Raw genomic sequence first — 13707 nt, forward strand, 5'->3', positions numbered from 1 at the left:
CGCGGCCGTTCTTGAGATCGGGTTCGGCGCGATGCGCGATCTCTCCGCTACGGCGCCAACGGGTTTCGGCTTGCGCGATGAGCCCGTCGAACCGGGAGCGGACCCCGGAGCGCCAGTCCCGCCGCACACCGCTGATCAGTAGATTGCTCAGGCCTTCGTCGCCGACGATATGGCGGGCCTCCAGCATGCCGAGCGCGGCGGTCAGATCGTCCGCGGCCACGCGCAGCGCCTGCGGCACCGTGCGCACGCTGTGGTCGAGCTTGATGTGCGCGTCCCAGAGCGGATACCAGAGTTGATCGGCGACCTCGGCGACCCGGGCCGGATCGACATCGTCGTAGAGCAGTACCAGATCCAGATCCGAATACGGGAGCATTTCGCGGCGTCCCAGACCGCCCACGGCGACAATGGCCAGGCCGCTGTCGGCGGTGATGCCGACCTCGTGTCCCTTTGTCGTCAGCCACAATTCGTAGAGATCCACCAGTGCCTGGCGCAGCGCCTCGGGTTCCAGACGGGAGGCGCGGCCGCCTCCGGGGTGCTCGGCGAGCAGTTGGTTGCGAGCCCGGACCAGATCCGAAGCGCCGTTGGAGATTTTCTCCTCCGAGCCCTTCTCGTCGCGTGCCTGCTGGAATCCCACAACTCCACCACCCATCTCATTCAGTTCGTAATCCCGGCCGCGCCCGGAACTTTCGGGCCCTGCCCGAGCACGGGGGCGGCCCCGTCCCCTCCGGTCCTCATCCGGCGGGGAGCGGGGCCGCCGCTCGATCGATCCCTGTTGCTAGAGAGCGTCGGACCCACGTTCGCCGGTGCGAACCCGGATGATGGCCTCGACCGGGGTGACCCAGACTTTGCCGTCACCGATCTTGCCGGTGCGCGCGGCCTCGACGATGACCTCGACAACCTTCTCGACGGAGGCGTCGTCCACGACTACCTCGACCCGGACCTTCGGGACGAAGTCGACGGAGTACTCCGCACCGCGGTAAACCTCGGTGTGGCCCTTCTGACGACCGTAGCCCTGCACTTCGCTGACAGTCATACCGAGCACGCCTGCCTGCTCCAGCCCGGTCTTGACATCCTCGAGCGTGAACGGTTTGACGATTGCAGTGATCAGTTTCATTTGCGTCATGCCTCCTTGACGGCGGTGGAACGTGCCGTGCCACCCACAGCAGCGAAATCGTATGCCGATTCAGCGTGCTCCGACTCGTCCAAGCCTACAAACTCGGATTCTTCGTCGGCACGCAAGCCGATGGTGAACTTGATGGCGTATGCGAGCACCAGCGAGACGATGAAGGAGAAGGCCAGCACCGAGAAGGCGCCGATGGCCTGCTTACCGAGCTGATCGAAGCCGCCGCCGTAGAAGAGGCCCTTGACGCCGCCCAGGCCCTGCGAGGCGCCGGATTCGGGAGCCAGGAAGAAGCCGATCATCAGGGTGCCGATGACACCACCGACGAGGTGAACACCGACCACGTCGAGCGAATCGTCGAAGCCGAGCTTGAACTTGAGGCCGACGGCCAGGGCGCAAGCGATACCGGCCACGGCGCCGACGGCCAGCGCGCCGAGCACGTTGACCGAGGAGCAGGACGGGGTGATGGCGACCAGACCGGCGACGATGCCCGAAGCGGCACCGAGGGTGGTGGGCTTGCCGTCGCGGATCTTCTCGACGAGCAACCAGGCGAGCATGGCGGCACAGGTGGCGATGCTGGTGGTCATGAAGGTCGAACCGGCAAGACCGTTGGAGCTGACCGCCGAGCCGGCGTTGAAGCCGTACCAGCCGAACCACAGCAGACCGGCGCCGAGCATGACCATGGTCAGGTTGTGCGGACGCATCGGGGTCTGCGGCCAGCCCTTGCGCTTACCGAGCACGATGCAGAGGGCGAGGCCCGCGGCACCGGCATTGATGTGGACGGCGGTACCACCGGCGAAGTCGATGGCCTGAATCTTGTTGACCAGCCAGCCACCGTGGTGGATGACATTGCCCGCGGCGTCCTTCACGTCCGCGTCGAAAACCCAGTGTGCGACCGGGAAGTACACGACCGTGCCCCAGACACCGGCGAACAGCAGCCACGCGCCGAACTTCAGGCGGTCGGCCACCGCACCCGAGATCAGGGCGACGGTGATGATCGCGAACATCAGCTGGAAAGCGACGAACACGGTCATCGGGATGGTGCCGGCGAGCGGGATCTTCACCGCATCGGCGGCCGTCACCCCGTTCGCCGCGTCGGCCGCGACTGCCGCCGCGCCATTGGTTCCGATCAGGCCCTTCAGACCGAAGAACTGGGCCGGGTCGCCGATCAGGCCGCCGAACTTATCGTTCGCGAAGCCGACCGAGAATCCGTAGATCACCCAGAGCACGCCGATGAGACCCATCGAGCTGATACTCATCATGATCATGTTCAGGACGTTCTTGCTACGGACCATGCCGCCGTAGAAGAACGCCAGTCCAGGCGTCATCAACAGCACTAGCGCGGAGCTAGCCAACATCCATGCGGTGTCGCCGGTGTCCGGCACACCGAGCAAGGGATAAGCCACCTTCGTTCCTCCTCATCTCGGGCTCTGCCGCAACCGGCGAACGAGCCTGACATGAAGGTTGCGCAAGTGGTGTTTCCGACGTGATCCTGCGGCGTTTCGCGTAGGTGAACGGATGAGATTGCACTGTTTCGGTCAGGTTTCCGAAATCGCACCGCTGTTACGCGTGGGACGTGAGGCTTGTGGTGATTCTCGTGGTTCGCCCAGTTCGTTGCTGCTCAGCCGAGCAGAGCGTCCACGAAGGCGCCCGGTTCGAAGGGTGCGAGATCGTCCGCGCCCTCTCCCAAACCGACCAGTTTCACCGGTACGCCGAGCTCGTGCTGCACCTGGAAAACGATGCCGCCCTTGGCCGTACCGTCCAGCTTGGTCAGCACAACACCGGTGATGGAAACGACCTCGGCGAAAACCCGGGCCTGCGTGAGGCCGTTCTGACCCACCGTGGCATCGAGCACCAGCAGGACCTCGTCGACCTTGGCCTTCTTCTCCACGACCCGCTTGACCTTGTCTAGCTCGTCCATCAGGCCGGTCTTGGTGTGCAGGCGACCGGCGGTATCGATGAGCACCACATCCACGCCGCGATCGATGCCGACGCTGACGGCATCGAAGGCGACCGAGGCCGGGTCCGCGGCCTCCTTGCCGCGGATAGTGTCCGCGCCGACCCGCTCACCCCAGGTCTGCAGCTGATCGGCGGCAGCGGCACGGAAGGTGTCCGCGGCGCCGAGCAGTACGCGGCGGCCGTCGGCCACCAGGACGCGGGCGAGTTTGCCTGTGGTGGTGGTCTTTCCGGTGCCGTTCACGCCCACGACCAGCAGCACAGCCGGGTGATCGGCATGCGGCAGGGCGCGAATCGAGCGGTCGAGTTCGGGGCGCAGGGCCTCGACCAGGACCTCGCGGAGCACGGCGCGCGCGTCGTCGGCGGTGCGAACGGTCCGTGCGGCCATCTCCTCGCGCAGGCGCGCGACGATGGTGGCGGTGACTGCGGTGCCCAGATCGGCCATGACCAGGGTGTCCTCGATCTCCTCCCAGGAGTCCTCATCGAGGTCGCCGCCGCCGAGCAGGCCGAGCAGGGATTTGCCGACCGCGTTCTGGGAGCGGGCGAGGCGGCCGCGCAGGCGGGTCAGACGGCCCGCGCTGGGGTCGATCTCGGGGATGAAGTCGATGTCGAGCTCGGGCGCGGCCGTATCGGCCGGGGTGACGGTGTCGACTGCAGGAGCAGCGGTTCCGACAGCGCCCGCGGTCTCGTCGGGCACGGTCGGCGCGATGACCTCGGGCGCTGCGGCTTCCACCGGCGCGGTCGGAGCGACGGTCTCGGCTTCCGCGGGCGCGACGGCTTCGTCAGGCTCTACTGCCGCAACCTCGGCGGCCTTCTCCTCGGCGGGAGCGACGGCCTCTGTCTCGGGAGCTAGCTCTGGGCCCTGGACCGGCGCCGGCAGCGGGATGTCGTGAATGGTGCGCTTGCCCGAGTCGCGGGGAATCGCCGCATCGTCGCCGACCTGCGGCTGTCCGTCGGCATCGGTGCGTTCGATGCGCACCGGTTCCGGCTTGGGTGCGGGTTTGGGCAGGGTAGCTGCCCCGCCGCCTTGACTGAAGTTGAATCCTCCCGAGGCCGCATACCCTCCCGACCGGTCGGTCAGCTCCGCTGACTTCTCTTCAACGGCCGGGGTCAGCGAGATGCGGCGGCGCTTGTACAGGACGAATCCGGAAACGAACGCCACCAGCAGGACCGCGGCGATGGCGGCAATGAGGATCCAAGCTTGTGCAGTCACGCCCCCATCCTTTCAGAGGCCCGACTATTGCCGGATTCACACACCTACCCACGAGTTGCGGAGCAGTGTCATCTAGCACACGTCGGTGTCCACCGGCTATGAACACGCCGAAATGGCTGCCTGCGACCCCGGTAACGACCGACCGGTCTGCTCGACAACGCACCACAGTGCGGAAGGAGCGGCGAATGAGACACCGAGACAATAGGATCGGCGGCGTGACCGATCGAAATGTGCTTGGGGGACCGCTGGAGGAGTGTGGCACCGATCCTCTCACCGGCTTCTACCGGGACGGCTGCTGCAGCACCGGTCCCGAAGACCTTGGTAGCCACACCGTGTGCACCGTGGTGACCGCAGAATTCCTGGAGCACCAGAAGTCGATCGGCAACGACCTTCTCACTCCGCGCCCGGAGAACAACTTTCCCGGCCTGCAACCCGGTGACCGCTGGTGCGTGGTGGCGGTGCGCTGGCTGCACGCCCACGAGGACGGGGTGGCAGCGCCCGTGGTGCTGGCCGCCACCCATGAAAACGCCCTCGAGGTAGTCCCCATGGAAACTCTCCGCAAATACGCCGTCGATGTCCCGGACGACGTCAGCGATCTGCTCTGATCCGGGCCGCTCTCATCGCACGAAGCGGGCAGCGGTGTCGCGCAGCAGGATTCCCAGCCGGCTGCCGGGCACGATGAGGGACCCTGCCGCGCGAGCGCCGCGCTGCTTGGGTCCCGCGACCCGGCGATGGCGCTGTTCGTAGCTGCGCAGCGCATTGTCCGGTTCGCCCGGAGTGCGGGCCAACTCCTCGGCGAGGGTGTGCCCGGCCGCGATGGCGAGACTGGAGCCGTCACCGAAGAGCGAGACGCTGGAGGCGGCATCGCCGAGCAGTGTGATGCGGCCTTTCGACCAGCGGGACAGGTCAACTCGGCTGACGGCATCGAAGTAGAGATCGCCGGCCGCGCGCACCTGATCGAAGAGGTCACCGAAGATTCCGACCGGTCCGTCGAAAGCTTCCAGCAGTAGCCGCTTGTGCTGCTCGATATCGCGGTAGTCGTAGCCGGGCACGACGGGACTGCGGAACATGAAGGCCGCGAGCGGCTTTCCCCCGGCCGGATGTACGGAGATCGACCGCCCGGGCGTGTTGTACATGACAACCTCGTCCGCGTCGCCGTACACCCGGTCCACCGGCAGCGTGGCGACGTAGATGCCCATATGCCGCACGAACTCCGACTCCGGACCGAAGGCGAGCCTGCGCACATTCGAGTGCAGCCCGTCCGCGCCGACCACGTAGTCGAAGGTCTGCGGTGCATTGTTCTCGAAGGTCACCGCGATGCCGGAATCCTGCTGCGTGAGTCCGGTAATGGTGTCGCCCCAGCGCATTTCGGCATGATCGCGGGCAGCGTCGAGGAGTATGCGCGCGAGGTCGGCGCGGGCCACCTCGATATCCCGGTCGGCGGAAACGCCGGAGCTCTTGGTGGGCATCGAGACTCGCCGCCGACCGTTCGCGTCGACGAAACTGAGCCGCGCGACACCGGTTGCCGCCTTGCGCAATTCGGGCAGAATGCCCATCTCGGCCACAACATCCGCCGCCGCACCGCGCACATCGACCGGGTTGCCGCTGGACCGCTGTCCCACGGCACGCTCGACCACCGTCACCTCGAACCCGGTGCGACCGAGCCAGTGGGCCAAGGTCGAGCCGCCGACGCCGGCTCCGGAAATCAGGACTTTTGCGCTCATGACCATCACCTCTGGTTGTTAAATGGACGAAATTCGTCCGCTTATTGCCATGTTAGGCTAACCGGAAGCATTTCGTCCACTTATTGGAGGTGGGTATCACGGCCGAGCAGTTGCGGGCCGACGCACGCAGCAATCGCGACCAGATCCTGAATGCCGCGCTCGCCGTGTTCCGGGAACGCGGTACCGAGGTCCCGATGAAGGACATCGCCGACCACGCCGGCGTCGGCGTCGGCACCCTGTATCGGCGCTTCCCGGATCGGGACGCCCTGCTGATCGCCGCCGCGCGCGCCCATCTGGAGCGACTCGCGGATCTGGCCACCACCGCCTGGCGCGAGGAGCAGACCGCCTGGCTCGGCATGTGCCGGCTGCTGCGCGAATGCGCCGAAATGCAGCTCGGCGCGCAGGCCGCTGCGGTCGGCCCCGCCACTCACCAGGCCATGCACGTCGATCCGCGCCTGACCGGGGTTCGAGCCGCCGTGGTCGATCTGGTGGAGCGGATGACGGCGCAGGCGCAGGCCGACGGCGACCTGCGTACCGATATCGGCCCCGAGGAAATCGCCCTGCTGATGACCGTGCAGATCTATACCCGAGGCGACGAGTCGTACTCCGACGCCGTCGCTCGCGTCATGAGAATCATGGTGGACGGGCTACGCCCGCAACAACATTCGTAACTCCCGCGCCGGTTCAGCGCAGGGTGAGCGTGCTCGGCATGGCCGTGAAACCGTGGACGCTCGCCGCATGGGTGCGCACGGCCCGCTGCTCATCGATGTCGTAGTCGGAGACCCGGGCCGCCAGTTCCTCCAGGACCACCCTGGCTTCCAGGCGGGCGAGCGAGGATCCCAGGCAGAAGTGCGGTCCGCCGCCGAAGGTGACCATCGCCTTGGTGTCGCGGTCCAGGTCGAAGCGCTCGGGGTCGGGAAAGACCCGAGGGTCTCTATTGGCGGACCCCATCAATAGCAAGACGCGCTCCCCGGCCGGGATGGTCACCCCGTGCAGCGTGACCTCCTCGGTGAGCAGTCGGGCAGACGCCGGCGACGGATGGTCGTAGCGCAGAGACTCCTCGACCCAGTCGACGATCCGCCCGCCGAGTCCGGCCTTGCGCTGGTCGGGATTGTGCCAAGCCCAGTACCAGGCATTGCCGAGCAGGTGAGCGGTGGTTTGATTGCCTGCTCCGATCATCAGGAACATGAATCCGATGATCTCTTCGTCGGTGAGCTGGTCTCCGTCGACCGAGGCCTGCACCAGGATCGAGGCCATATCGTCGCGCGGGTGACTGCGCCGGTCGGTGACCATGGTGGCGTAATAGCCGAACAGTCCTATGGCCGCTTCCATCGCCTCGGGCGGAATGCCGGGGACACCGTCCACCCGGTACATCACGTTGATCATCATCGCTCCCACCGCCGGCCAGTCCGACTCGGGCACTCCGCTCAGTTCGCAGATCACGTCCGTCGGCACCTTCCCCGCCACGTCCGCCACCAGGTCGAACTCGTCGGCCTGCAAGGCCGCGTCCAGATATCCGCGCACGATGTCCCGGATCCGGTCTTCCAACTCCGCGATACGGCGCGGAGTGAATCCGCGAGACACCAGGCTTCGCATCCGGGTGTGCTGGGGCGCGTCCATGGCCAGGAACGACAGGAACTTGGGTGCCACCTCGGGATCCCACGCTCCCTCCTCGAGCAGTACCCCGTGCGAATTGGAGTACCTTCGCGTATCCCGCAGCGCCGCGGAGACGTCCGCATGCCGTGAGAGCGCCCAGAAGTCCAGCTCCTCATTGCGGAAGACCGGCGCCTCCTCCCGCATCCTCGCGTAGACCGGATACGGGTCCTGGTTGATCGAAAAGTCATACAAATCGAAACGCAGCCCCACTGGGCCCTCCCCGCAGATCACCGACACGATCCACTGATCATCGACAGCCCGGGCGCCTCGAACAAGCACTTGCTTGTTAATTGGAGGTCAACACTGAAGATCACCCACCGCCACCCCCAATGTCGTTGGCCCACTGGCGGACACGTCGATGACGAGCAGCTCGCCGACCTGGCCCCGCCACCGCCTCCTCGACCGGGGCTGGTCGATGATCCCGGCCGATAAGGCGAATTCCTTTGGCATTCAGCGATATCGCAAATCAGCGGCAAGAGTGTTCGCGCATATCCGAAGTCGTGGTCACGGCACCATAAGCACTCAGGCACCGCTCTTGGTCTCCGAGCAGTAGCTGCCAGGAAATAAGCGGATCAAATTGGCGCACTCGTCGAACGAGCCGAGTCCTCGCCCACCATTTCCCCCATTGATGCTCGGGTCGCCGGGCGTATCGTGCAGTGCGACGCTGCCCACCCCATAGCCGGGTGTAACAGCTGCGCTCACTCCCGCCCCGGCGACGACCAGTCCAGCCGAAATCATCACTGCCGTCAAGACTTTCGTCATTCATCATCCCCCGATGCATGTGATGCGCCCTCCACACATCACCACGACATGTTAGCAACCGGCCCGACGGGAGGCCACGAATATAATTGGCGCACAGTTACATTCGACAATCACGGAACCAACCACGGCGTTCGGGCGGTCGCTGTGGTTTCGCCTGTGGGTCGGGCTCCACCGCGAAGCTCGCTCCAACAGACTGGGACGTCACCTCCATGGGTCCCGGCCGCCGGTGGACTTCCTCGCCGGTGCTCAGGCGACAAGATCATCGCCAGGTACCGTTGGGCGGTGAACCCAGCTGATGCACGATGTCTCAAAGACGGCGATCTCGAGACCCGCAAGGAAAATCTGCGGCTCCTGCTCGTGCGGGCTGCTGACGGCGACACCTCCGCCAAGGAAGCACTGTGCGCCCTGGTGCGCGACTATCGCGACTACCACCTATCGCTCTACAGCCTGGCGTTGAACCGGGCGGAAGTCTTCGGCGACGACAGTCTGAAGGCGCCGCTGCTCGCGTCACTCGCCGACACTCGATACAACTGCCAGGCATGGGCGGCGATGGGCTGCGCGGCACTCGGCTTCCGCGAGGCGGTTCCCGGCTTGGTCGCGATGCTGGACCACCCACAGGAGATCGCCCGAGAGCAAGCGGTCATCGCGCTGGGCGAGCTCGGCGACGAATCGGTCGTCCCGGCGCTCACGCCCGGGCTGCGGGACTCGATCGCAGGAATGCGCGAACGTACCGCCGAGGCCCTCGGCATGATCGGCGGCGAGGCGGCCTTGGCCGCACTGTGGGACGAATTCGAGAACCGCCGGTACTACCGCATCGGCTATATCGCCAGCGCGCTGGCCACATTCACCCCGGAAGTCATCCCGAGGCTGTGCGAGGCGGCCGCCGGCGACGACCCGGACCAGCGCTACTGGGCGGCCGTCGCGCTCGGTTCGACCGGCGACGATCGTGCCGTACCGACGCTGGAACGACTGATGGCCCACGACCGGGGCTCGACAGTCTTCGACGGCATGGTGAGCGTCGCCGCGAAGAAGGGCCTCCGCACGCTACGCCGAATCCAAGCCGCAATCGCAGCCCGCGAATCCTGAAAGCGCAGTAGGCATACTGGCACGGTGGCGACTGTGGTTGCGTTCCATGCACATCCCGACGACGAGATCATCCTGACCGGTGGCACCCTCGCGAAATTGGCTGCCGCGGGCCACCGGACGGTTATCGTGGTCGCCTGCGATGGTCACGTGCAGGAATTCGACGGCGCCGTCGCACCACGGCTGCGGGAGCTGCAGGCCAGCGCCGACGTCCTGGGCGTCTCCCGAGTGGCATACCTCGGCTATGCCGACAGTGGGCACGGACCGATCCTGTACCCGGATCCACCCGGCCGAATGCGATTCACACGCGCCGATCTCGGCGAGGCAACCCGCCGACTGGCCGCGATCCTGGACGAGGAACGCCCCGAAGTCCTGCTCAGCTACGATCGCCACGGCGGCTACGGTCACCGCGACCACGTCCGCGTACACGAGGTCGGCACCGGAGCCGCACACGCGGCGGGCGTAGCCCGAGTACTGGATGCGACACTGCCACAAGAGTTTCTGCGAAAACTGACCACCCCGGTACGATTGCTCCGCTACGACGTCGCCGCGATCCGAGACGGCTACACCCCCCGCGCGCACATCACCCACCGCATCGACGTCGGCGCGTTCGCCGCGCAAAGAATGCAAGCACTGTCCGAACACAAATCAGTCCTCGACGGACCCGGACGGTTCGCCACAATCGCGCGCACCCTACGTCGCATCCCGGAACCGATTCGCGCGCAACTGTTTCGATGGGAGTGGTTCGCCGAGGAAGGCCGCTCCCCCGCATTCTCCGGCCCACTCGACGACATATTGACGCTCCCCGAATAGGCAACCGGCCAATCGCAGGTCGGAGGGGGTGGAAGTGTTCAGGAGGCGATGCTGTCCAGGCCCGAACGCAGTTGTGTGGCAATGATTCGTGCTGCCGAGTTCTGCCAGTTGTGCAGTGTCCGTTCGGGAACCTGGTCTGCGAACCAGGCGAGGGCGCGGCGCGATAGCGGGTCGAGGTCGATACCGCTTCCGCGAAGCAACCGGCGCGAACGGCGGCGGGCCGATATCAGCGCCGCCGGCGGGGTCGAATTAGGCCTATTCCCCAGGGAATTCGAGTTCTGCTTGCTGGTCGGCGGTCAGGAGGAAGTAGCCGAGGAATTCGACATCGGCGTCGCCTGCGTCGAAACGGGCTATGCGGGCGGCCTCGGGTTCGTAGAAGACATCGCCGGGGCCGAGGACGATCTCGGGCTCGCCGTCGATCTGGAAGAGGATGGTTCCGGTGACGATGCTGCCGAAGACGGGGCCGTTGTGGACGTGAAGCCCGGCGGGGGTGCCGGCGGGCATGCGTATGCGGCGGACCTCGACTCGTTCGGTGAGTTTCGGCTGGGGCAGCCGCACGTCCAGCTCCACTGTGCGCGTCACTGTCGCCGGTAGGGTCCGGGCCTCGCTCTGTTCTGCCATGCCCGCCAGCCTAATTGGCGGTGCCGTTGGTGAGGGCAGCAGCGTTCCCGTGCCTGGCAGCGGCGGCGGGCGCGACAGCCGTGGCGGCAGCAGCAGCGTTGGCGGCAGCAGCAGCGTTGGCGGCAGCAGCGTTGGCGGCAGCAGCGTTGGCGGCGGTGGGCGCAGAGGTAGCGGGCGCAGAGGTAGCGGGCGCAGGGGTAGCGGGCGCAGGGGTAGCGGGGGTGGGGGTGGCAGCTACTGCGGCGTGGCGGCGGCGGTGGGCTTTCTGGCGGCAGGCGGGTGAGCAGTAGCGGGCCGGGCGGCCGGTGCCGGTGGGCCGGAGCGGGGTGGCGCAGACCGGGCAGAGCGCCGTTACGTTACGCGCGGCATTTTCGTCACGGGGAGTGCCGGGATTTCGGGGTTTCGTCGCGCGCGGGTCCGGCGTGCTCGCGCGCATCGCCTCCAGCACGAGTGCCGCCGCCCGGGCGAGACCGGGCTGGGTACTCGATATGCGCTGGATGGCAACACATCCGGTGAACAGGGCCAGGACATCGGGCAGGGTGAGGTCGGCACGCACCGCCTGCTGCCGCTGCGCGGCGGTGAGCAATTGCCCCAGCGCCAGATGGAAGCGCTGGCCCGCTTCGCGCAGGCTGTCGCGCGGCCAGCCGTCATTGTCGAAGAGCTCGCAGAGCGCACCGTTTCCGATGGTGGAGGTCACCACCTCGGCGCAGAAGGCGAAGTACGCGGCTCCGGCATCGGGTGCGTCGCGATAGCCGAGCGCGAGGGCGGTGAGGCGGTCGATCCGCTGCTGCATCACCGCCTCCAGCAGATGGTTCTTACTGGGGAAATGCCGATGCACGGTGCCTGCGCCGACACCGGCGCGGCGCGCGATCTCCACCAGCGACACCTCGGTGCCGCATTCGGCGAAAGCGCGCTGCGCGGCCGCCAGCACGAGTGCGCGATTGCGGCGGGCATCGGCACGGCCGTTCGGCGCGGAGGCAGCCGGGGCGGCAGCGGGTCCGGAGCGGACCGGAGCTGAGGCGGTCATTTCGTTACGGCGTTCCTTTCCGGTGCTGGCCAACCGGATACGCCTGCTCGTAGCGTCGGTATTCGGGTCGTCCGACCCGAATACTACCGAACAACAAGGGTGACAATGTCTGCTCTCAATGACCTGATTCTGGTCACCGGTGCGACCGGGCAGCAGGGTGGCGCGACCGCACGCCGGCTACTGGCCGCGGGCCGCCCGGTGCGCGCCCTGGTGCGGGACCCGGAATCCGCTGCGGCACAGGAGCTTGCGGCCGCAGGCGCCGAACTGGCCCGCGGTGACTTCGACGATCCGGAGACCCTCACCGCCGCATTGTCCGGCGCGCGTGCGGTTTTCGTGGTGCCGCCCGCGGCATTCGGGCCGCACGGCTGGGATATCGAACTCGAGGCGCGTCGCGGCGTGGATCTGGTCACGGCAGCCCAGGCCGCCGGTCTCGATCAGATCATCTTCACCGGAATCGCCTCGTTCGATCGCGAGGATTCGTGGGGCGCCAACGGCAAACGCCGAATCGAGGAGGCCATCCAGGCCGGCGATTTGCACTGGACCATCCTGCGCCCGGTCCGGTTCATGGAGAACTACCTGGCACAGGCTTTGGTGGTCGACGGTATCCACGACGGTGCGCATCGGCACCTGTTCCCCGCCGACCGGCCGATCCAAATGGTCGCGGTGGCCGATATCGCGGAGTTCGCGCTGCTCGCGTTCACGGACCCGGAACGCTTCCACGGCCACGTGATCGAGCTGGCCGGTGATGCGCTCACCATGGTGGCGGCGGCCACCGAAATCAGTTCGGTCACCGGACATCCGGTGCACTATGAGGAAATCCCGGAGGCGGAGGCGAGCGCGCTCGGCGAGTCGATCGTCAATGTCTGGCGGATGTCACGAGAGGGCAGGGGCTGGCATGCCGGCATCCCCGCCCTTCGCGAAATCCATCCAGGTCTGCGCACTTTCGATGCCTGGCTCGCCGAAACCGGTGCGGCTCAATTGAAGCCGCTACTGGCCGGCTGAATCAGGCCCGGGCTGAATCAGGACAGTTCGCCGTTGTAGTCGGGCAGTTTGAAGGTCTGCTGGGCATGTCCGCCCGACAGATCGGAAGCGCTATTGCCAATATTCGCAACGATGGTGTAGCCCTGCTGCTCGATCGAGGCACGGGTCGCCGTCTTGTAGTCGGCGAGCGCACCCGCACCATTGGACCCGGTGGTGAGTCCCCCGCCGTACAGCCCGTCCACGGTGTACCCGACGGCGGACAGGTTCAGCTGGGTGTAGATGTTCATGAGCGACGGACGTCCGGTCACGAAAATAATGGAAGCGCCATGCTGTTTCGCCCACTGCGTCATGGCCAGCACGGGCGGGATGGCGGGCGTGATCAGACCCGGGCTGTATTGGGTCTCCAGGCTCGTATTGTCGATATCGAGGACGATGGCGGGCTTCGTCGCGCCCGGCAGCGCGGTGCTGAGGTAGGACTGCGCGGAATTGATGACGGTGGTGACATCGGAGATCCACTGCGCTTCGCTGGGCAGGCTGCCGCCGCCACCGGAGCCGGAACCACCCCCGGACAGCGACGACGATCCAGTCCCTCCGGACAGTGACGAGGACCCGCTGTCCGCCAGCGCGGCGGGCAGCGGGACGGCGACGGTGACAGCGACACCGAGGGCGATACCTGCGATAGAACGTCTCATGAGCACGGGACGCTAGCGGCCGCAATGTGCGACGCGCAGCTGTTTCACACTGTCGCACA

At 66.5% G+C, this 13707-nt stretch carries 14 protein-coding genes and 1 pseudogene; 5 read left to right on the forward strand and 10 right to left on the reverse strand.

What is annotated here, in order from left to right; genetic code table 11:
• The 4 genes and pseudogenes from JWN03_RS42265 to ftsY all read right to left on the reverse strand — a co-directional run.
• Positions 1-649: pseudogene (locus tag JWN03_RS42265) on the reverse strand ([protein-PII] uridylyltransferase); the annotation flags it as partial.
• A 126-nt stretch (positions 650-775) separates the two neighbouring features.
• Positions 776-1114 carry a P-II family nitrogen regulator gene (locus JWN03_RS42270; protein ID WP_297628039.1) on the reverse strand — a complete coding sequence of 113 codons (339 nt, stop codon included), beginning with the start codon at positions 1112-1114 and terminating at the stop codon, positions 776-778.
• A 5-nt stretch (positions 1115-1119) separates the two neighbouring features.
• Complete coding sequence (locus tag JWN03_RS42275) at positions 1120-2478, reverse strand: ammonium transporter (RefSeq protein WP_297628087.1); 1359 nt, start codon at positions 2476-2478, stop codon at positions 1120-1122.
• 263 nt (positions 2479-2741) lie between these two features.
• Complete coding sequence (gene ftsY, locus JWN03_RS42280) at positions 2742-4289, reverse strand: signal recognition particle-docking protein FtsY (RefSeq protein ID WP_297628040.1); 1548 nt, start codon at positions 4287-4289, stop codon at positions 2742-2744.
• A 215-nt stretch (positions 4290-4504) separates the two neighbouring features.
• On the opposite strand from ftsY, the gene JWN03_RS42285 reads away from it, so the two are divergent.
• Positions 4505-4894 (forward strand): DUF2237 family protein, encoded by a 390-nt coding sequence (locus tag JWN03_RS42285; protein WP_297628042.1) that lies wholly within the window; start codon positions 4505-4507, stop codon positions 4892-4894.
• 12 nt (positions 4895-4906) lie between these two features.
• On the opposite strand, the gene JWN03_RS42290 is transcribed toward JWN03_RS42285, so the two are convergent.
• The gene (locus tag JWN03_RS42290) at positions 4907-6013 is read right to left on the reverse strand and encodes an FAD-dependent monooxygenase (RefSeq protein ID WP_297628043.1); all 1107 of its coding nucleotides are present in this window, start codon (positions 6011-6013) and stop codon (positions 4907-4909) included.
• 89 nt (positions 6014-6102) lie between these two features.
• Here JWN03_RS42290 and JWN03_RS42295 point away from each other — a divergent pair, with 89 nt between their 5' ends.
• Positions 6103-6684 (forward strand): TetR/AcrR family transcriptional regulator, encoded by a 582-nt coding sequence (locus JWN03_RS42295; RefSeq protein WP_297628044.1) that lies wholly within the window; start codon positions 6103-6105, stop codon positions 6682-6684.
• Between the two features lie 13 nt (positions 6685-6697).
• Here the strand turns inward: JWN03_RS42295 and JWN03_RS42300 are convergent, their stop codons facing one another.
• Both JWN03_RS42300 and JWN03_RS42305 read right to left on the reverse strand, forming a co-directional pair.
• Positions 6698-7813 (reverse strand): cytochrome P450, encoded by a 1116-nt coding sequence (locus JWN03_RS42300; RefSeq protein WP_297628088.1) that lies wholly within the window; start codon positions 7811-7813, stop codon positions 6698-6700.
• Between the two features lie 378 nt (positions 7814-8191).
• Positions 8192-8431: a hypothetical protein gene (locus JWN03_RS42305; RefSeq protein WP_297628046.1), complete on the reverse strand. Its 240-nt coding sequence runs from the start codon at positions 8429-8431 to the stop codon at positions 8192-8194.
• A gap of 282 nt (positions 8432-8713) precedes the next feature.
• Here JWN03_RS42305 and JWN03_RS42310 point away from each other — a divergent pair, with 282 nt between their 5' ends.
• Positions 8714-9517, forward strand: coding sequence for a HEAT repeat domain-containing protein (locus JWN03_RS42310; protein WP_297628048.1), 804 nt, complete (start codon positions 8714-8716; stop codon positions 9515-9517).
• 24 nt (positions 9518-9541) lie between these two features.
• Positions 9542-10327, forward strand: a complete 786-nt coding sequence (locus JWN03_RS42315; RefSeq protein WP_297628050.1) for a PIG-L deacetylase family protein — start codon at positions 9542-9544, stop codon at positions 10325-10327.
• 255 nt (positions 10328-10582) lie between these two features.
• On the opposite strand, the gene JWN03_RS42320 is transcribed toward JWN03_RS42315, so the two are convergent.
• Positions 10583-10948, reverse strand: a complete 366-nt coding sequence (locus tag JWN03_RS42320) for a cupin domain-containing protein (protein WP_297628051.1) — start codon at positions 10946-10948, stop codon at positions 10583-10585.
• 10 nt (positions 10949-10958) lie between these two features.
• Complete coding sequence (locus JWN03_RS42325) at positions 10959-11975, reverse strand: TetR/AcrR family transcriptional regulator (RefSeq protein WP_297628053.1); 1017 nt, start codon at positions 11973-11975, stop codon at positions 10959-10961.
• A 105-nt stretch (positions 11976-12080) separates the two neighbouring features.
• Between JWN03_RS42325 and JWN03_RS42330 the strand changes: the two genes are divergently transcribed.
• Entirely contained in the window at positions 12081-12977 is an 897-nt protein-coding gene (locus tag JWN03_RS42330; RefSeq protein WP_297628054.1) for an NmrA family NAD(P)-binding protein, read from the forward strand.
• 17 nt (positions 12978-12994) lie between these two features.
• Here JWN03_RS42330 and JWN03_RS42335 read toward each other — a convergent pair whose 3' ends face one another.
• Positions 12995-13648 (reverse strand): HAD family acid phosphatase, encoded by a 654-nt coding sequence (locus tag JWN03_RS42335; protein ID WP_297628055.1) that lies wholly within the window; start codon positions 13646-13648, stop codon positions 12995-12997.
• Positions 13649-13707 lie beyond the last annotated feature (59 nt).

It is taken from the genome of Nocardia sp. (assembly GCF_025465275.1).
Taxonomy (GTDB): Bacteria; Actinomycetota; Actinomycetes; order Mycobacteriales; family Mycobacteriaceae; genus Nocardia.